Source organism: Sphingomonas sp. Marseille-Q8236 (genome assembly GCF_965112005.1).
The window spans coordinates 1,841,335-1,860,582 of sequence record NZ_CBCOPO010000001.1 but is presented as its reverse complement, the minus strand read 5'-3'; the positions used below and the strand labels follow the sequence as shown (position 1 = coordinate 1,860,582).

Here is a 19,248-nt window from a genome sequence, read left to right as displayed (position 1 = left end):
AGTGTCGCAAGTGCGCGAGCTTCGTTCATCTTCACTCGGCAGGCAGCGCGCCACAGTTGCAAGCCTACCCGATTAACGGACACGCTGGTCGGCTTGCCGTGCCCATGGACTGGATCGCCGCACCCCATAAAGAGGGGCCGGTCCGTCGCGTCCGAATGGAGGCGACAAACCGACCCGTTTCCTCATACGCCGACCGGCTCAGCGGCAGCGCACATTATTCCGCTCGATCGCACGTCCGGCCAGTGCGCCACCAGCGGCGCCCAGCAGCGTACCGAGCGTCTGCGAGCCACCCGAGGTGATCGCAGCGCCCAGCGCACCACCCGCGATCCCGCCGACGATCAGGCCGGTGGTGCCGTCGTTGCGGCGGCAATAATAACGGCCGTCCTGCCCGACATAGACACGGTCGTTGCGCCCCAGGCGCCGCTCGCGATAGCGCTGATTATCGACATAGTAGCGGTCGGCATAATAGCCGCCATAAGCGGGATCGGGGCGGTTATAGTCATAGGCGTAACGCGGTCCGCCGAAGTCGCCGCCGCCATAGGTGGAGCATCCGGAAACCAACGTCGCGGCTGCAACCAGACCGAGTGTCATTGCACGCATTGCATCCTCCCTCATGGGTCGTGCGGGGAGAATCGCTCGGTCGCGCGAAAAGTTGCGATACGTTAAATATGGCCTACGGATCGTCCCAAAGGGCTTGGGATTCGCTTCGCTCAGGCGGCGTGACCGTGGCGTTGGGACTGCCGGTCCGAGCCACCCTTCACCCCAGCCGTCTTCGGCCCAAGCGAAGGCGAAGGCCTTGAGACCACCGGTCCCATGGCCCCGAAACGCTATTCGGCCGCCTGCGCCTGTCCCTTATCGAGCAACGGCTTGAGATACTTGCCCGTAAAGCTGCGCGGTTCGGCCGCGACGACTTCAGGGGTGCCGACCGCGACGATCTCGCCGCCCTTGACGCCGCCTTCGGGGCCCAGATCGACGATCCAATCGGCGGTCTTGATGACATCGAGATTATGCTCGATCACCACCACCGTATTGCCTTGCTCGACCAGCGCATGCAGCACTTCGAGCAGCTTGCGCACATCCTCGAAGTGAAGCCCCGTGGTCGGCTCGTCGAGGATGTAGAGCGTGTTGCCCGTCGCTCGGCGCGAGAGTTCCTTGGCAAGCTTCACCCGCTGCGCCTCGCCGCCCGACAGGGTGGTCGCCTGCTGGCCGACCTTGACGTAACCCAGCCCCACCTCGACCAGCATCGCCATCTTGTCGCGGATCGGCGGCACCGCCTGGAAGAATTCGGCGGCGTCCTCGACCGTCATGTCGAGCACATCGGCGATCGAGTGGCCCTTGAACTTCACCTCCAGCGTCTCGCGATTGTAGCGCGCGCCGTGGCAGACGTCACAGGTGACATAGACGTCGGGCAGGAAGTGCATCTCGATCTTAAGGACGCCATCGCCCTGGCACGCCTCGCACCGGCCGCCCTTGACGTTGAAGCTGAACCGGCCGGGCTTGTACCCGCGCGCCTGCGCCTCGGGCAGCCCCGCGAACCAGTCGCGAATCTGGGTGAAGGCGCCGGTATAGGTGGCCGGGTTCGACCGGGGCGTGCGGCCGATCGGCGACTGGTCGATGTCGATCACCTTGTCGAGATGTTCGAGCCCGCTGATCTTTTCATGCTTGCCCGCCAGGATGCGCGCGCCGTTGAGCGTCCGCGCGGCGGCGGCATAGAGGGTGTCGATGGTGAAGCTCGACTTGCCCGACCCCGACACGCCCGTGATGCAGGTGAAGGTGCCGAGCGGAATGCTCGCGGTCACGCCTTGCAGGTTGTTGGCGGTCGCCTTGTGCACGGTCAGCTTCTTGCCCGATCCCTTGCGGCGCTTGGCGGGCACCGCGATCTCGCGCGTACCGTTGAGGTAATCGGCGGTGATGCTGGTCTTGGACTTGAGCAACTGCTTGAGCGTGCCGTGCGCGACGATCTGGCCGCCATGCACGCCCGCCCCCGGCCCCATGTCGATGACATAATCGGCGGTGCGGATCGCATCCTCGTCATGCTCGACCACCAGCACGGTGTTGCCCAGGTCGCGCAACCGCCGCAGCGTCGCCAGCAACATGTCGTTGTCGCGCTGGTGAAGCCCGATCGACGGCTCGTCCAGCACGTACAGTACGCCCGACAGGCCCGAACCGATCTGCGACGCCAAGCGAATCCGCTGGCTCTCGCCACCCGACAGCGTGCCGCTGGTCCGGTCGAGATTCAGGTAATCCAACCCGACATTGTTGAGGAAGCCCAGCCGCTCGATGATCTCCTTCAGGATCGGCTGCGCGATGGCACGCTGCTGGTCGGTCAGATGCTCAGGGAGTCCGGTGAAGAAGGCCAGCGCATCGACCACCGACAGCCGCGTCGCGTGGCTGATGTCCTGCATCGCGATCTTGACCGCCCGCGCCTCGGGCTTCAGCCGTGCGCCGTGGCAGACTTCGCAGGGCTGCGACGACTGATAGTTGGACAATTCCTCGCGCATCCAGGCGCTCTCGGTCTGGAGCATCCGGCGGTTGAGATTGCCGATCACGCCCTCGAACGGCTTCTTGACGTCGTAGGACTTCTTGCCGTCGATGAAGGTCAGCGTGACCGCCTTGCCCTTTGTGCCGTGCAGGATCACCTCCTGCACCTTGGGGTCGAGGTCCTTCCACGGCGTCTCCAGCGAAAAGCCGAACTCGCGCGCGAGGCTGCCCAGCACCTGCATATAATAGGGGCTGGGCGGATTGGACTTGGCCCAGGGCACGACTGCGCCCTTCTTGATCGACAGCTCGTGATTGGGGACGACCAAGTCTTCGTCGAAGATCAGCTTTTCGCCCAGGCCGTCACAGGCCGGGCACGCCCCCTGCGGCGCGTTGAACGAGAAGAGGCGCGGCTCGATCTCGGAGATGGTGAAGCCGGAGATCGGGCAGGCGAATTTCTCCGAGAACACGATCCGGCCATCGGGCGCATTGTCGCCCAGCACCGCCGACTTGGGCGTGTGCGGCTCGACCGGATCGGCGGGATCGACATAGGCCAGGCCATCGGCCAGCTTCAGCGCGGTCTCGAAACTGTCGGCAAGGCGCGTGGCGATATCCTCGCGCACCACCAGGCGATCGACCACCACCTCGATGTCGTGCTTGAACTTCTTGTCGAGCGCGGGCGCCTCGTCGATCTCGTAGAGCTGGCCGTCGATGCGGACACGGGTGAAGCCCGCCTTCTGCCACTCGGCCATTTCCTTGCGATACTCGCCCTTACGGCCGCGCACGACGGGCGCGAGCAGATAGAGGCGCGTGCCCTCGGGCAGCGTCATCACCCGGTCGACCATCTGGCTGACCGTCTGCGCCGCGATCGGTTCGCCGGTGGCGGGGCTGTAGGGAATGCCGACGCGCGCCCAGAGCAGGCGCATATAGTCGTAAATCTCGGTGACCGTCGCCACGGTCGAGCGCGGATTGCGGCTGGTCGTCTTCTGCTCGATCGAGATGGCGGGCGACAGTCCCTCGATATGGTCGACGTCCGGCTTCTGCATCATCTCCAGGAACTGGCGCGCATAGGCCGACAGCGACTCGACATAGCGGCGCTGCCCCTCGGCATAGATGGTGTCGAAGGCGAGTGAAGACTTGCCCGACCCCGACAGGCCGGTGATCACCGTCAGCGTGTCACGGGGAATGTCGATATCGACATCCTTGAGATTGTGCTCGCGCGCGCCGCGGACGGAAATCTTAGTCAGCATAGGGCGGGTTCTACTTCTGTTCCGGGATAAATGCCAGAGGCGAGATAGGAAGCGAGGCTCTCACTTTCGAGAGCCGAGACTTGCGGTAACGTACGGCAATCGCCCATGATCCCGGCCGGGGCATGGGGATTGCACTTCTCGATGGCTCCATGTGATATAGTATCACATCCTGTTTGTGGAGACCTTCCATCTTGTCGAAGACCCTGCATCTGTCCGCGCTGTTGCTGCTCGCCGCCGGTACGACCCCGGCATTCGCGCAAAAGGCGGAGAAGACCGAAACCAAGACGACGACTACCGAGAAGAAGGACGACGAGGCCAAGCGCCCGCCCCTCCCCGACGACAAGACGATCACCCAGACCGCGCGGATCGGCGGCAGGGTCGTCAGCTACAAGGCGACCATCGGCAAGATTCCGGTGCGCGACGACAAGGGCAAGGAGATCGGGCAGGTCGTCTACACCGCCTATACCGTGCCCGGCGGCGATGTGCGGCGGCCGGTGACCTTCGCATTCAATGGCGGGCCGGGTGCGTCGTCGGTCTATCTCAACATGGGCGCGGTGGGGCCGAAGCGGGTGCCGTTCGGTGCGCAGGGCGATGCCCCCTCCGACGCGCCGATTACGACCGACAATCCCAATAGCTGGCTGGATTTCACCGATCTGGTATTCATCGATCCCATCGGCACGGGGTTCAGCCGCAGCCTGGTTGACGAGGCGGAGACGAAGAAGGCCTTCTACGCCAACGATCCCGACATCAAATATCTGTCCAAGGTCGTCTATGACTGGCTGGTCAAGGAAGGGCGGTTGCGCTCGCCCAAATATGTGATGGGCGAAAGCTATGGCGGCTATCGCGCACCGCGCATCGCCTATGAGCTTCAGTCGCAGATCGGCGTCGGGGTGAACGGGCTGGTGATGGTGTCGCCCTATCTCGATCCTGCTTCGGGCGATGACGCGACGGCGCTGTCGCCCTTGCCGTGGATGATCGACCTGCCCTCTATGGCGGCCGCGCAGCTGGAGCGGCAAGGCAAGCTCAATGCCGAGTCCATGGCCGGCGTCGAGGCCTATGCGCGCGGCGATTACCTCCGCGATCTGATGCGCGGGCGGTCGGACACGCAGGCCGTCGACCGTCTGGTCACGCGGGTGTCGGAACTGACCGGGCTTGACCCGGCGCTGGTGCGCAAGCTGGGCGGGCGGGTCGATACGCGCACCTATCTGCGGGAAATCCACCGCAACGATTCTACGATCGGCAGCATCTACGACTCAAACGTCACCGCCTTCGACCCCTTCCCCTGGTCGTCGCAGCAGCGCTCGAACGACCCGTTGCTCGACTCGCTGATCGCCCCGACGACCAGCGCGATGGTCGATTTCGTGACGCGCGAAGTGGGTTGGAAGACCGACGCCCGCTATCATGCGCTGTCCTATGAGGTGAACAGCGCCTGGGATCGCGGAAAGCCCGACGACACACCCGTCACCGACCTGCGCAAGGCGATCGCCAACGATCCCAAGATGAAGGTGATGATCGTCCATGGCTGGGACGACCTGTCCTGCCCCTATTTCGCGTCTCGACTGATCGTCGACCAGATGCCGAGCTATGGCGTGGCGCAGCGTGTGCACCTGAACGTCTATCCGGGCGGGCACATGTTCTACAGCCGCTCGGACAGCGGCGCGGCATTCCGGCGCGATGCGATGGCGATGTACGGGGGGTGAGTCTCCCACCTCTGCGGAGACATATCCACCGCCGTTCACCCTGAGCGCGGTCGAAGCCCACGCCCCGTCTGGCGCCTCAAGCCAACCCGCGCTAACACGCCAACCGTATACGAAACGGAGCGAATAGCATGGCAGGAATGATCGGGGGATCAACGGCGGAGCGCGAACTGGCGAGCCTGTCGCTTTGGGCGAACCCCGCTCCGGTCATCACGTCGGAGGAGCGCGCACAGAGGCTGGCCCGTGCGCGCGAATTGATGGGGCAGATGGGGGCCGATACGCTGCTGATCGGCGCGGGTGCCAGCTTGCGCTACTTTACCGGTGTCGCCTGGGGCGCGACCGAACGGCTGGTAGCGATGCTGTTGCCGATCGCGGGCGATCCGGTCTTCATCTGCCCGGCCTTCGAACTCGGGTCTTTCGAGGCGAGCCTGGCCATCCCCGCGACCGACATCCGGCTGTGGGAAGAGGATGAAAGCCCCTCCGCACTGGTCGCCGATGCCTTGACGGCGGCGGGCGCGAAGACATTGGCGATCGACCCGGCCATGGCGTTCCTGTTCGTCGAGCGTATCCGCGCCGCCGCGCCGGGCGTGGCGCTGGTCGATGCCGGACCGGTGGTCGATGGCTGTCGCATGATCAAGTCGGCGGCCGAAATCGCGCTGATGAAACAGGCCATGGCAATGACGCTGGAGGTCCACCGCCGCGCCGCGCGCATCCTGCACGAGGGCATTCGCGCGTCCGAGGTGATCCGCTTCATCGACGCGGCGCACCGGGCGCTGGGAGCGTCGACGGGCAATTATTTTTGCGCGGTGCAGTTCGGCCGCTCGACCGCCTTTCCGCATGGCTTGCCGCAGGACGATGTGCTGCGCGACGGCGATGTGGTGCTGGTCGATACCGGCACGCTGATCGACGGCTATCATAGCGACATCACCCGCACCTATGCGTTCGGCGATGTCGGCGACGAGGTCCGTCGCATCTGGGATATCGAGAAGGAGGCCCAGGCCGCCGCCTTCGCCGCCGTCCGGCCGGGCGTGCCGTGCGAGGCGGTCGATTACGCCGCGCGGGCGGTTTTGGAGCGCGCCGGGCTCGGTCCCGATTACCGTCTGCCCGGCCTGCCGCATCGCACCGGGCACGGCATCGGCCTGTCGATCCACGAGCCGGCCTATCTGGTGCGCGGCGACCGGACGCCGCTGACCCCCGGCATGTGCTTTTCCAACGAGCCGATGATCGTCGTACCGGAGCGTTTCGGCGTACGGCTGGAGGATCACTTCTACGTCACCGAGACGGGCGCGGCGTGGTTTACCGAGCCGCAGCCCGCGATCGACGATCTCGGGTAAGGCGTGACCCCGGCTGAGGCCGGGATTGGTTCACGCGAAGACGCGATGCCGCGAAGGATTTTGTTCGCGCGGAGACGCGGAGGCGCGAAGATGATCGCCCGCGCGGCAGCGCTCTGGGATCAGCAACGTATGGAGATTGGAGGGCCGCTGGCGCGGCGAGTCCCTCCGTCTCCGCGCCACCGCGCGAACCTCTTCTTCGCGCCCTCGCGCCCTCGCGCGACGATCGCCTCAAACCACGGTGAACCCGGCCCAGAACGGGTCCTCGCGATCGATCCAGATCGTGTTGAACCCGGTCGCGATCGCCGAGCCCTGGATCGACGGCACGATTGCGGCCTGACCGCCCAGTTCGGTCGCTTCCTCGACCCGGCCGATGAAGCGGCTGCGGATATAGCTTTCGTGGACGAAGCGGTCACCGACGCGCAAGCGCCCCTTGGCCGCCAGATGCGCGAGGCGCGCCGAGGTGCCGGTGCCGCAGGGGCTGCGATCGATCGCCCGCTCGCCATAGAAGACCGCGTTGCGCCCATCGGCATCCTCGGCCGAGGGCTTGTCCGCCCAGAGCACATGGCTAACCCCCCGGATCGAGGGTTCGAGCGGATGCACCGGCTCGAACTTCTCGCGAACCAACTCGCGGATCGTGCGGCTGAGTTCGACCAGCTTCGACGCGCCCAGATCGTCCAGCCCGGTATAGGCCCCCTGCGGCTCGACAATGGCGTAGTAGTTGCCGCCATAGGCGACATCCAGCGTCAGCGGCCCGAAGCCCGGCACGTCGATCTCGATCCCCTCGGCCGCCAGATAGGCGGGGACGTTGCGAATGCGGACGGCGGTGACTTTTGCGCCTTCCTTCTCATATTCGATATGGATGGTGCCGGCGGGCACTTCGACCTTCAGCTTGCCGGGTTCGCGCGGGGTGATGAGCCCATGTTCCAGGCCGAAGGTGATCATCCCGATCGTGCCATGCCCGCACATGGGCAGGCAGCCGCTCGTCTCGATGAACAGTATCGCGGCGTCGCTATCGGGCTCGCAAGGCGGATAGAGGAAGCCGCCCGACATCATGTCATGCCCGCGCGGCTCGAAGCACAGGCCGGTGCGGATCCAGTCGAACCGCTCCAGAAAATCTAGCCGCCGCTCGGCCATGGTCGATCCGCGCAGCAGCGGTGCGCCGCCCGCCACCAGCCGGACGGGATTGCCCGCGGTGTGGCCATCGATGCAGAAAAAGGTATGGCGGATCGTAGGTGACGTCATCGGGATTCCCTTGCTGTAAATTCCGTATACGATATGACCCACCCCATGCCCAAGTCCGAAAATCACGCTAGTCCCTCGGATCGTCGCAGCGCCATCGTCGTGGGCGGCGGCGTCATCGGCACCACCACCGCGCTGGCCCTGCAACGCGCCGGTTGGGCGGTGACGCTGATCGAGGCGGAGGACAGCCCGCGCGCCGCCTCTTGGGGCAATGCCGGCCATATCGCGACCGAGCAGGCAGAGCCCATCGCCTCGCCCGCCATGGTACGCGGTTTCGCCAAACGGCTGTTCTTTCGCGGCGGCGCGCTCGCCCTGCCGCCGCGCGAGATCGCGACCTGGCTGCCCTTCTCGCTGCGCCTCCTGAAAGCGGCCCGGCCCGCCCGGTACGAGCGCGCGCACGAAGCGCTGGCGGGGCTGCTCGCCCAGGCCATGCCCGCATGGCAGCGTCATGTCGCCGCGCTCGGTGCGCCGGATCTGCTGCGTCCTGACGGCCATGTCGTGCTCTGGGAAACGCCGGAGAGCGCCGCGCGCGGCTTGGCGAACTGGCAAGCGGCCGACACCGGCACCGCGCGCTTCCGCTCGCTGACCGAAGCGGAGTTGGACGACTGGCGGACCCGAGTCCGCGCGCCCATCGCGGGCGGCATCCGCTTCGAGGGCAGCGGCCAGATCGCGGACCCGACCCGCCTCGCCGAAATCGCGACCGCGCGCTTCCTGGCGGACGGCGGCACCCGCATCGTCGCCCGCGTCGAGACGATCGGCGACGGCGAGGTCCGCATGACCGACGGCCGCGGCCTATCGGCCGACCAGATCGTCGTGACGGCGGGCGTGGCGAGCGCTGCCCTGCTCCGTCCCTTCGGCCTGAGGGCCCCGATCATCGCAGAGCGGGGCTATCACCTTCAGACCGGCCCGAACGTCGACTGGCCCGCCGACCTGCCTCCGGTGGTGTTCGAGGACCGCTCGATGATCGTCACCCGCTTCGCCGGGGGCTTACGCGCCGCCAGCATCGTCGAATTCGCCCGCGCCGAGGCCAAGCCCGATCCCGCCAAGTGGAACCGCCTGCGCCACCACATCGCGGCGCTGGGCCTGCCGATCGGCGAGGACGCCAAACCCTGGATGGGCGCCCGGCCTACCCTGCCGGATTACCTGCCCGCGATCGGCCGGGTGCCGGGGACGCGGGGGGTGTCCTATGCTTTCGGGCACAATCACTTGGGGCTGACGCTCGCGCCGATTACCGGCGAGTTGGTGACGGCGATGCTGGATGGGGCCACGCCGTCCATGCCTCTGAACGCTTTTGACCTGGCGAGATTTGTCTGAACCCGCGCGACCAACGCGGCATGCTCTTTTTTAAAGAAGCAATCGTGATCCTAGCTTACCAGCGTTTCCCAGATAGCGCGTAAGATGACAAAAAGCAGAATTGCCATGCCAACCACCCCTGCGGTCACGTAAAGACCGACACTCCACCAAAACAAGAAGGGCCGACCATATCTTGTGATCGGCTTGAACGGTCGCCTCGTAGGGAGTTCGTCATTCAGCCACGCCGGGATGAGGTGAAAAGCACTTACAAATAGCAGCCCGCCAGCTGCCAAAATATCTTGTCGCATTCATCCGCCCCTTCTCCCCTCTTATACTACCAAAGGCTGCGAACGTCAGCGTAGGATGACGCCAACTCGATACCCCGCCCCCCTCGACATCCCGCCCCCATCCGCTATCGGTTAACCACAGCGCATCGGGGGAGCGGCGACCGGGTCCGTGCAGATCAAGCGGCTTCGCATTTCGGGTTTCAAGAGCTTCGTCGATCCGGCCGATCTGGTCATCGAACCGGGGCTGACCGGTGTTGTCGGGCCCAATGGCTGCGGCAAGTCGAACCTGCTCGAAGCGCTGCGCTGGACGATGGGTGAGAACAGCGCGCGGTCGATGCGCGGCGCTGGCATGGAAGACGTGATCTTCGCGGGCACCGCCACCCGCCCGCCGCGCGACTTTGCCGAGGTCACCATCCTGGCCGAACGCGACGGCGACGAGACCGAGATCGTCCGCCGGATCGAACGGGGCGCGGGCTCCGCCTATCGCATCGACGGGCGCGACGTGCGGGCCAAGGACGTGGCGCTGCTCTTCGCCGATGCCGCGACCGGTGCCCATTCGCCCGCGCTGGTCAGCCAGAACCGAATCGGCGCGGTCATCGCCGCCAAGCCCGCCGAGCGCCGCGCCATGCTGGAGGAGGCGGCCGGTATTGCGGGCCTGCACGTCCGCCGCCGCGATGCCGAGTCGAAGCTGCGCGCGACCGAGACGAACCTGACCCGGCTGGACGAGGCGATCGCCGACCAGGATGCGCGCATCGCGACGCTGCGGCGACAAGCGCGGGCGGCGGAGCGCTATCGCCTGCTCTCCGACCAAATCCGCGTGGCCGAGGCGCGGATGATCTTCGCCCGCTGGCGCGACGCGGCCGAAGCGGCGACCACCGCCAAGACCGAGGCCGAGGCCGCCGAACGACAGGTGGCCGAAACCACCGCCGCCGAACGCGCCGCCGCCAAAGCGCAGGAGCAGGCGGTCGCGCAGGCGGCCAGGGCGCGCACCGCGTCGCTAGCTGCACGGGATGGCTTGAGCGAGGTCGGCCATGCCTTGTCCCGTGCGCGCGACCGGCGTCATGGCCTGCAACGCCGGATCGAGGAACTGGCGGGCGCGCGGACCCGGATCGGCGAGGATCGCGCGCGCGAGGATGCGCTGGCGCATGACGCCGCCGCCGCCATCCAAAGGCTAAACGAGGAATGCGAGGATCTGGAGGCGCGCATCGCCCATGCGGTGCAGGCCATGCCCCGGCTCGACGCGCTGCTGGCCGAGGCGGAGACGAAGAACCGCGATGCCGAGGTCGCGCTGGCCCGTGCGCTGTCCGCCCAAGCCGCCGAAGCAGCCGAGCGCCGGATCGCGGAGGCCGCCCTCGCCGCCGCCCGCGCCCGCCATGCCCGGGCCGAGCGCGACGCCCGATCCGTCGCCTCCGCCATCGACGCGCTGCCCGACATGGCCGAGCAGGACGCGGCGCGCGAGGCGGCGATCGCGACCCAGCTTGCCGCACGGATCGACGCCGACAAGGCGCGCGCCGCCCTGGGCTGGGCCGAGGAAAGCGAACGCACCGCCGCGGGCGAACGCGATGCGGCGGAGACCGCAAGGGCGCAGGCCATCGCCGCGCTGGCCGCGTTGCAGGCCGAGATGACGGCGCTGACCCGCGCGACCGAGCGTAAGGGGGGCGACCGCCTGCTCGACGAGGTGCAGGCCGAACCGGGCTTCGAACGCGCGCTGGCGGCGGCGCTGGGGGACGAACTAGATACACCGCTGGCCGACTGGCACGGATCGCCCATCGCGGCGGACGATCCTCCCGCGCCGGTCGGGACGCTCCGGCTGGGCGAGCGGATCGCGGCGCCCCCGGCGCTCGCCCGGCGGCTGTCGCAGATCTTCCTGGTCGAGGCGGATTCGGGTCAGGCGCTGGCGGTCGGACAGCGGCTGGTCACGCGCGAGGGGCGGCTGCGGCGCTGGGACGGCTATGTCGGCGAAGGCGGCGGCGCGGCGGCGGCCGAGCGGATGGAGCGGCGCAACCGCCTGACCGCGCTGGAAGCCGAACGCCCGGCGGCGGAGGCGGCGGTGCAGACCGCGACCGAGGCCAGGACCACCATCGACGACCGGATCGCCCGCGCCCGCGCCGCCGCCGCCAGTGCGCGGACGCTTCATGCCCAGGCCGACGCCGCCCTGCGCGACGCCCAGCGTGCCGAGGACCGGGCGCAGGCGGTGATCGAGCGGCTGTCCGCGCAACGTGCCGACCTGGCTATGCGGGCGGAGCGGATCAGTGCCGAAATGGACGAGGCGCAGGCCGAATGCGTCCGCGCGGAGGCCGCGCTGACCGCACTTCCCGATGGCTCCGCCAGCGCGGCGGAGACGACGCGGCTTCAGGGCGAGACGCAACTGGCCCGCTCGGCGGTCGCGCTCGCCCGATCGGAGCGGACCACGCTGGAGCGCAGCCTTGCCCAGACCCGTGACCGTCTGGCGGCGGCGCGGGCGGAGGCGGAAAGCTGGAACCAGCGTGCCGGGCAGGCGGCGGGGCGGATCACGGAAATGGACACGCGCGCCGCGACGCTGGAGCGGGATGCGGCCGCGCTGGCCGACCGCCCGGCGCAACTGGCCGAGGAGATCGCCAGCCTTGCCGCCGCGCATGACGCGGCCAAGCAGGAGGCGGAGCGGACCCAGGCCGAGGAGGCCGAGACCGAACGTACCCAGCGCGGCGCGGAGGCCGCCCATGCCCAGGCCAACGCGCTTCTGTCGACCGCGCGGGAGGCGCGGGCTGGGGCACTGGCGCGGGTGGAGAATCACGAACTGCGCCGCGTCGAACTGGGCCGGGTCTCGGGCGAGCGCTTCGCCTGCCCCGCGCCGGTGCTGCCCGAGAAGCTGAGCTTCGACAGTGCCGGCGTCGGTTCTCCGCAGGTCGAGGCGGCGGCGCATGACAAGCTGTCCGCCGATCGCGAGCGGATCGGGCCGGTCAACCTCGTCGCCGAACAGGAACTGGCCGAACTGGAGGCCAGCGGCGCGGCCAGTGCCGCCGAACGCGAGGATCTGGTACAGGCGGTGGCGCGGCTTCGCGGCTCGATCGGGCTGCTCAACCGCGAGGGGCGGCAAAGGCTGCTGGCGGCGTTCGAGGCGGTGAACGGACATTTCCAGACGCTGTTCGCGACGCTGTTCGACGGCGGCTCGGCGCATCTGGCGCTGATCGATTCGGACGATCCGCTGGAGGCCGGGCTGGAGATCATGGCGCAGCCGCCGGGCAAGCGGCTCCAGTCGCTGACCCTGTTGTCGGGGGGCGAACAGGCACTGACGGCGGTGGCGCTGATCTTCGGGCTGTTCCTGACCAACCCCGCCCCGATCTGCGTGCTGGACGAGGTCGATGCGCCGCTGGACGATGCCAATATCGATCGCTTCTGCGGGCTGCTCGACCGCATGACGCGCGAGACGGACACGCGCTATCTGATCGTGACGCACAATGCGGTGACGATGAGCCGGATGCATCGATTGTTCGGCGTGACGATGATCGAACGCGGGGTCAGCCGGCTGGTCTCGGTGGATTTGCAGGCGGCGGAGACTTTGCTGGCGGCGGAGTGAGGACGCGTTTCAAAACGCCAACCTGGCGAATCTATGGCCGTTCCCCGGCGAAGGCCGGGGTCCAGTTGCGATGCGCTATCGCAGGCGCGGAGCATTTGCCTCCCCCGCATTGAATAGCGCGCCACCGACTTGGCGGAGTCTGGGCCCCGGCCTTCGCCGGGGTACGGCTGCATCTTCAAAACCTCCGTTCAGCCTGAGCGAAATCGAAGGCCCCACCGCTCACGGCAGCAGGAACGTCCCCTCGATCACCGTGACGCACCCGCCGCCCAGCACCACCCGGTCGCCCACCAGTCGACAGGTCAAACGCCCGCCACGCGCGCTCGCCTGCTCCGCCACGAACGACTCGCGCCCCAGCTTTTCCGTCCAGTACGGCGTGATGACCGCATGCGCCGAACCCGTCACCGGATCCTCATCGATGGCGAAGGCGGGCACGAAGACCCGGCTGACGACATCCGCCTCTCCCTCACCGCCACGCGCGGTCAGGATGACGACATATCGGCCCGCATCGGCCAGTGCGGCAAAGTCCGGCGTACAAGCCCGAACCCTTTCCGCATCGTCCACGACGATAACGGCATAGCCCGCCGGATGACGCAACGTCTCCACGACGCCGTGCACGCCCAAAGCCTCGACCACATCCGGCAGCGCCTCGGGCAACGGCGTACGCTCGGGCAGCGACAGGCTATAGCCCAGCCCGTCACGCGCCACCTCCAACACTCCCGCATGGCGCGTCGCAAACCGCACCCGCTCACGCACGGTATCGGACGACAGCACGACATGGCCGCTCGCCAGCGTGGCGTGGCCGCACATCTCCACCTCGTCGCCCGGCGTGAACCAGCGCAGTTCGAAATCCGCCTCGCCGCCGTCCGCCGGGACCAGAAAGGCGGTTTCCGACAGATTATTCTCCTGCGCGATCGCCAGCAACAAGGCATCGTCCGGCCAGCCGGAAAGCATCATCACCGCCGCCGGATTGCCGCCGAACGCGGCCGAGGCGAAAGCGTCGACCTGCGCGAACGGAATGCGCATCAATAGACCCGCTTGCCGAACCAGTGCGGCGTCACGTCCGCCTCGACCAGCGGATTGTCGGTGTCGACATGGCCTTCGGGATCGAGGTGGATCAGCACCTCCACCTTGGGGAAGGCGCGGCGGAGTGCGCGCTCGACCCCCTCGACAATGTCATGCGCGGCGGCGACGGTCAGCTCGCGCTCCACTTCCATATGGAATTGCGCGAAGTCGTGACTCCCCGAGCGGCGGGTGCGGAAGTCGTGAATGCCCTTAAGCCCCGGCTGGCGCGCGGCGACATCGAGGAACGCGGCGCGCTGGTCGTCGGACCATTCCTTGTCCATCAACTGGTCGATCGCGGTCGAGGACGCCTGGAACGCGCCCCAGGCCAGCCACAACGCGATGGCGATGCCGAAGACCGGGTCCGCGCCGTGCCAGCCGAAATACTGGTCCAGCACCATCGCGACGATCACCGATCCGTTGAGCAGCACGTCCGACTGGTAGTGGACATTGTCGGCCAGGATCGCGACCGACCCGGTGCGGCGGATCACGCTGCGCTGATAGGCGAGCAGCACCATCGTCGCCAGGATCGCGACCACCGACACGCCGATGCCGAATTCCGCGTCGCTGGTCGGATTGTCCGCGCCCAGCGCCATCACCGCGCGCCACGCGATGCCCGCCGCCGAAGCGGTGATCAGCGCCACCTGGAACAACGCCGCCAGCGCCTCCGCCTTGCCATGGCCGAAGCGATGGTCATGGTCGGCGGGCGTCGCCGCCAGCCGGACGCCGTACAGGGTCACGAGGCTGGCGAGCAGGTCGAGCGCGGTGTCGGCGAGCGACCCCAGCATCGCGACCGATCCGGTCCGCCACGCCGCAAAGCTCTTGAGCGCCAGCAGGAACAGCGCCATCGCGACGCTGGCCAGCGCCGCCCTGGTGGCGAGCGGAATGACCTTCTTGCGTTCGTCCTGGGTCACGGGAACAACAGCCCTTCCTCCCAGCCGTCCTCGCCGGTGCGGGCGAAGACGCGGCGCTCATGCAGGCGATGTTCGCGGTCGAGCCAGAATTCGATCCGCTGCGGGGTGACGCGATAGCCCCCCCAATGCGGCGGGCGCGGCACGTCGCCACCCTCGAACCGAGCGCGCATCTCTTCGAACCGCGCCTCGAAGGTGGCGCGATCGGCCAGCGGGCGCGATTGCTCCGACGCCCAGGCGCCAAGCTGCGAGTCCCGGCTCCGGCTCGCAAAATAGGCATCGGATTCGGCGTCGGTCACGCGGCTCACCGGCCCCTCGATCCGAATCTGGCGGCGCAGCGATTTCCAGTGGAACAGCAATGCGGCCTTGCTCCCCTCGCCCAGTTCCTGCGCCTTGCGGCTTTCGCGGTTGGTATAGAAGACGAAACCCTGCGGGCCATGGCCCTTGAGCAGCACCATCCGCACCGAAGGCTGGCCGGCCGCATCGACCGTCGCCAATGCCATCGCGTTGGAGTCGTTGGGTTCGCTGCGCCGCGCTTCGGCGTACCAGAGATCGAACAGGGCAAAGGGATCGTCGGCCATGCGCGCGTCCATACGCCCGTGACGGCCGAAAACCAATGTCGCGAACGGAAACGCTGAATCGCCTATGCGCCACCGCGGGCAACCATGATTTTATGGCGCCGTCGTCATGTTTTCCCAATCATCTGTTGCAACCTGGGGCCGATGCGGCGATTTTCCGCCCCCCATGGACTTCAGCGTCACGCCCTCCGAGGATAGCCCTGCGCAAGCCGCCGCCTGGATCGCGGCCTATCGCGACACCGCGGCCGGTGCGGACGTGCTGGCGGGATCGGGCGATCCGGCCTGGACGGCGATGCTGGAGGAACTGGCCGCCGTCGCCAGCAACCTGGCCCATGCCCGCGAGCGCGTACAACGGCACGCGGCGGACATAGGCACCGGCTTTCGCATCATCGGCGAGACGGACGAACGCCCCTGGCCGGTCTCCCCGGTTCCCCTGTTGATCGACATCGGCGAATGGACGGGGATCGAGGCAGGGGTCAAGCAACGCGCCACGCTGCTGGAGACGATCCTGGCCGATCTTTACGGCCCCGGCGACCTGGCGGAACGAGGCCATATTCCCGCCGCGCTGGCGACCGGCAGTCCCTATTTCCTGCGCCCCATGGTCGGGGTGATGCCGCCGGGCGGCCATCATCTGAGCTTCGTCGCCTTCGACCTGGCGCGCGGCCCCGATGGCGAGTGGCGGGTGCTGGCCGATCATCTGCGCAATCCGGCGGGGGCGGGCTATGCGCTGGAGAACCGGCTGGCGGTCAGCCGCACCCTGGGCGGCCTGCAAAACCGGCTGAACGTGCAGCGGCACGCGCCCTTCTTCGCCGCCTTTCGCGCCGGGCTCGCCGCGCAGTGCCGCCGGGCCGACCCGCGTATCGGGCTGCTGACGCCGGGGCGTTTCAACCCCAGCTATCCCGAACAGGCGCATCTGGCGCGCTATCTGGGCCTGTTGCTGGTCGAAGGGGCCGATCTCGCCGCGATCGAGGGACAGGTCTATGTCCGCACCGTCGCCGGGTTGAAGCGGATCGATGCGCTGTGGCGGCGGCTCGACCCCCGGATGCTCGATCCGCTGGCGTTCGACAGCCATTCGCAGATCGGCGTGCCCGGCCTGATCGACGCCTATGTCGAGGGGCAGGTGGTGATCGCCAACGCACCGGGGGCGGGCGTGCTGGAAAGTCCGGCCTTCTCGGCCTTTCTGCCGGTACTGGCGCAGCAGATACTGGGCGAGCCGCTCAAGCTGCCGACCATCGCAACCTGGTGGTGCGGCGGCTCGGCGCAGGCGGCGCATGTCACCGCGAATCTCGACCGGATGCTGATCGCGCCCGCCTTCGGGCCGAGGCCGCTCGGACTGCCCGACGGCGCCCGGGCGGGAGCCGGCTTGTCCGTCGAGGCGCGGGCCACGCTCCTTGCCGATATGGCCAAGCGCCCGCAGGATTATGTGGGGCAGGAGATGGTGCACCTGTCCACCATGCCCGTCGTCATCGACGACCGGCTGGAACCGCGCCCCTTCACGCTGCGGGTCTTCGCGGCGCGCGATGCCGACGGGCAATGGGTGGTCCTGCCCGGCGGTTTCGGGCGGATCGGCGACCATCCCGAGGCGACCGCCGCGATGATCGGCGAAGGCCTATGGTCCGCCGATGTCTGTATCCACGGGCCGGAGCCGGTGGCGCCGATGTCGCTGCTCGCCGCCCCCGATTCGCTGCATGTCCGGCGCAATCCGGGAACGTTGCCCAGCCGGGTGGCGGACAATTTCTATTGGCTGGGACGCTATCTGGAACGCGGCGAGGCGTTGCTCGCCGCGATCCGGGTGATGCTGGGCAATTCGATCGATGTGGATGGCGGCGCGGCACTCGACACCCGTACGGTCGGGCGGCTGGTCGGCCTGATCACCGGCGCGGGCGCGGCACCGCATCCCGACAGCCTGCACCGCGCCGCCCTGACCCAGTTCGCGCGCACCGCGATGGAGGATGAAGGCTGGCATTCGGTCGCCCGCATCAACCGGCTGGCGCGCGGGATCAGCGAGGGTTCGCGCGATCGCCTGTCCGCCGACATGGTGCGATTGCTGGAAGCCCCCTTCCCCAGCCATGCCGGGATGCTCGACCGGGCGGGCTCGCTGCAACGCCGCTATGCCGCGATCGCCGGTCTGTCCGCCGAGCATATGGTGCGGACGACCGCGTGGCGGTTTCATGATCTGGGCCGCCGGGTCGAACGCGCGATCGCCGTCGCCCGCGCGACGCGGCTGTTCGGCATGGCGGGAGCATCGGCGGACGATCTGTCCACCCTGCTCGACCTCGCCAACAGCCAGATCAGCTATCGCCAGCGTTATCCGACCGGTCTGGCGCGCATCGCGGTGGTCGATCTGGTCGCGCTCGATCCCAACAATCCCCGTGCGCTCGCCTATCAGACCGCGCGCATCGCCGACTGCCTGTCGCGTCTGCCGGTCCTGTCCGACGACGACATGGCCGAGCCGCAGCAGGCGCAGGCCATCGCCATCCGCGCCGCCGTGGAGACGGCGGACGCCCGCACGCTCGACGCCGACATGCTGGGCGATGTCGAGCGGCGGCTGGGCCTGTTGTCGGAGGCGATCGCGCGCCGCTATTTCCTGCAAGGGGCGGAGCCGTTGCGCGCCGGGGGACTTACCCTCGCATGATCTACGACATCCGCCACATCACCCGCTTCGATTACGGTGCGCAGGTCAAATATGCGCGGTGCAATCTGCGCCTCAAACCCATCGACTGGCCCGGCCAGACGCTGGAAAGCTATGACCTGATCGTCGAGCCGGTCGGGCGCACCCGTTCCGCCCGCGCCGAGGCGGGACTGGCGCATGTCACCCGGCTGGTGGTGGATCGCCCGGTGCGCAGCCTGACGATCGAGAGCCGGGCGCGGATGCTGGTCGATCGACCCGTCCCGATCCCTTCGTCCGACGATCCCACGCTGGCGGAGGTGTCCGCGCTGGCGCGGTCCAGCCGCGACCTGTCGCCGGCGGGCCCGGCCAATTACATCTTCCCCTCGCCGTTGATCCCGCTCGACCCCGCCATCGCCGAATGGTGCTCCGCCGACCTGTCACCGGAGCGGGGTGCGCTGGAGGCGGGCTTCGCGCTGGCGAACCGCATCCAGCGCGAATTCGCCTTCGATCCCGCCGCGACTCTGGTCGACACGCCCCCGGCCGACGCGTTCCACCAGCGTCGCGGGGTGTGCCAGGACTTCGCGCAGATCATGATCACGGGCCTGCGCGCGGCGGGCATCCCGGCGGCCTATGCCTCGGGCTATATCCGCACTTTGCCGCCCCCGGGTCAGGCGCGGCTGGTCGGTGCGGACGCGACCCATGCCTGGGTGCTGATCTGGGGCGGGCCGGCCCGTGGCTGGGTCGGGGTCGATCCCACCAACGGCATCTGGATGGCAGGCGACCACATCATCGTCGCGGTCGGCCGCGACTATGCCGAGATCGCGCCGGTCGACGGCGTCGTGCTGGGCTCCGGCGCCCAGAAGATGGACGTCAGCGTCGATGTCGCACCGCTGGGGGAGTTGGTGGCCGGGTAGCGGATGCCCCTTCGCCCTTCCCCGCCCTCCATTCGATCTGA

Annotated in this window: 12 protein-coding genes; 6 read left to right on the top strand and 6 right to left on the bottom strand. The window is 68.0% G+C overall.

The window, feature by feature from the left end; genetic code table 11:
• Positions 1-198: 198 nt before the first annotated feature.
• Both ACWPWT_RS08800 and uvrA read right to left on the bottom strand, forming a co-directional pair.
• The gene (locus ACWPWT_RS08800; RefSeq protein WP_261269286.1) at positions 199-600 is read right to left on the bottom strand and encodes a glycine zipper 2TM domain-containing protein; all 402 of its coding nucleotides are present in this window, start codon (positions 598-600) and stop codon (positions 199-201) included.
• Positions 601-827: 227 nt separating this feature from the next.
• Positions 828-3,728 (bottom strand): excinuclease ABC subunit UvrA, encoded by a 2,901-nt coding sequence (uvrA, locus tag ACWPWT_RS08795; RefSeq protein WP_454279363.1) that lies wholly within the window; start codon positions 3,726-3,728, stop codon positions 828-830.
• Positions 3,729-3,919: 191 nt separating this feature from the next.
• Between uvrA and ACWPWT_RS08790 the strand changes: the two genes are divergently transcribed.
• A complete protein-coding gene (locus ACWPWT_RS08790; protein WP_454279362.1) occupies positions 3,920-5,428 on the top strand; it encodes a S10 family peptidase in 1,509 nt (502 codons plus the stop codon).
• Positions 5,429-5,556: 128 nt separating this feature from the next.
• A complete protein-coding gene (locus tag ACWPWT_RS08785; protein WP_454279361.1) occupies positions 5,557-6,759 on the top strand; it encodes a M24 family metallopeptidase in 1,203 nt (400 codons plus the stop codon).
• 228 nt (positions 6,760-6,987) lie between these two features.
• Here ACWPWT_RS08785 and ACWPWT_RS08780 read toward each other — a convergent pair whose 3' ends face one another.
• Positions 6,988-8,001, bottom strand: coding sequence for a 4-hydroxyproline epimerase (locus tag ACWPWT_RS08780; RefSeq protein ID WP_261269290.1), 1,014 nt, complete (start codon positions 7,999-8,001; stop codon positions 6,988-6,990).
• A 45-nt stretch (positions 8,002-8,046) separates the two neighbouring features.
• On the opposite strand from ACWPWT_RS08780, the gene ACWPWT_RS08775 reads away from it, so the two are divergent.
• A complete protein-coding gene (locus tag ACWPWT_RS08775) occupies positions 8,047-9,312 on the top strand; it encodes an NAD(P)/FAD-dependent oxidoreductase (RefSeq protein ID WP_454279360.1) in 1,266 nt (421 codons plus the stop codon).
• A 435-nt stretch (positions 9,313-9,747) separates the two neighbouring features.
• Positions 9,748-13,134, top strand: coding sequence for a chromosome segregation SMC family protein (locus ACWPWT_RS08770; protein ID WP_454279359.1), 3,387 nt, complete (start codon positions 9,748-9,750; stop codon positions 13,132-13,134).
• 219 nt (positions 13,135-13,353) lie between these two features.
• Here the strand turns inward: ACWPWT_RS08770 and ACWPWT_RS08765 are convergent, their stop codons facing one another.
• Genes ACWPWT_RS08765 through pdxH form a run of 3 tightly spaced genes read right to left on the bottom strand, consistent with a single transcriptional unit; the run spans position 13,354 to position 15,685 of the window.
• Positions 13,354-14,157 (bottom strand): PhzF family phenazine biosynthesis protein, encoded by an 804-nt coding sequence (locus tag ACWPWT_RS08765; RefSeq protein WP_454279358.1) that lies wholly within the window; start codon positions 14,155-14,157, stop codon positions 13,354-13,356.
• Positions 14,157-15,107, bottom strand: coding sequence for a cation diffusion facilitator family transporter (locus tag ACWPWT_RS08760; RefSeq protein WP_261269294.1), 951 nt, complete (start codon positions 15,105-15,107; stop codon positions 14,157-14,159). Before ACWPWT_RS08760 ends, ACWPWT_RS08765 begins: the two co-directional genes overlap by 1 nt.
• The gene (gene pdxH / locus ACWPWT_RS08755; protein ID WP_454279357.1) at positions 15,104-15,685 is read right to left on the bottom strand and encodes a pyridoxamine 5'-phosphate oxidase; all 582 of its coding nucleotides are present in this window, start codon (positions 15,683-15,685) and stop codon (positions 15,104-15,106) included. Before pdxH ends, ACWPWT_RS08760 begins: the two co-directional genes overlap by 4 nt.
• 163 nt (positions 15,686-15,848) lie before the next feature.
• Between pdxH and ACWPWT_RS08750 the strand changes: the two genes are divergently transcribed.
• Positions 15,849-18,317, top strand: a complete 2,469-nt coding sequence (locus tag ACWPWT_RS08750; protein WP_454279356.1) for a circularly permuted type 2 ATP-grasp protein — start codon at positions 15,849-15,851, stop codon at positions 18,315-18,317.
• Entirely contained in the window at positions 18,314-19,207 is an 894-nt protein-coding gene (locus ACWPWT_RS08745; RefSeq protein WP_454279355.1) for a transglutaminase family protein, read from the top strand. The genes ACWPWT_RS08750 and ACWPWT_RS08745 overlap by 4 nt, the downstream gene beginning before the upstream one ends.
• Positions 19,208-19,248 lie beyond the last annotated feature (41 nt).

Coding starts and splice junctions, on each gene's coding strand:
- ACWPWT_RS08750 (WP_454279356.1), top strand. CDS start 15,849: ATGGACTTCAGCGTCACGCCCTCCGAGGATAGCCCTGCGCAAGCCGCC.
- ACWPWT_RS08765 (WP_454279358.1), bottom strand. CDS start 14,157: ATGCGCATTCCGTTCGCGCAGGTCGACGCTTTCGCCTCGGCCGCGTTC.
- uvrA (WP_454279363.1), bottom strand. CDS start 3,728: ATGCTGACTAAGATTTCCGTCCGCGGCGCGCGCGAGCACAATCTCAAG.
- ACWPWT_RS08745 (WP_454279355.1), top strand. CDS start 18,314: ATGATCTACGACATCCGCCACATCACCCGCTTCGATTACGGTGCGCAG.
- pdxH (WP_454279357.1), bottom strand. CDS start 15,685: ATGGCCGACGATCCCTTTGCCCTGTTCGATCTCTGGTACGCCGAAGCG.
- ACWPWT_RS08780 (WP_261269290.1), bottom strand. CDS start 8,001: ATGACGTCACCTACGATCCGCCATACCTTTTTCTGCATCGATGGCCAC.
- ACWPWT_RS08775 (WP_454279360.1), top strand. CDS start 8,047: ATGCCCAAGTCCGAAAATCACGCTAGTCCCTCGGATCGTCGCAGCGCC.
- ACWPWT_RS08785 (WP_454279361.1), top strand. CDS start 5,557: ATGGCAGGAATGATCGGGGGATCAACGGCGGAGCGCGAACTGGCGAGC.
- ACWPWT_RS08800 (WP_261269286.1), bottom strand. CDS start 600: ATGCGTGCAATGACACTCGGTCTGGTTGCAGCCGCGACGTTGGTTTCC.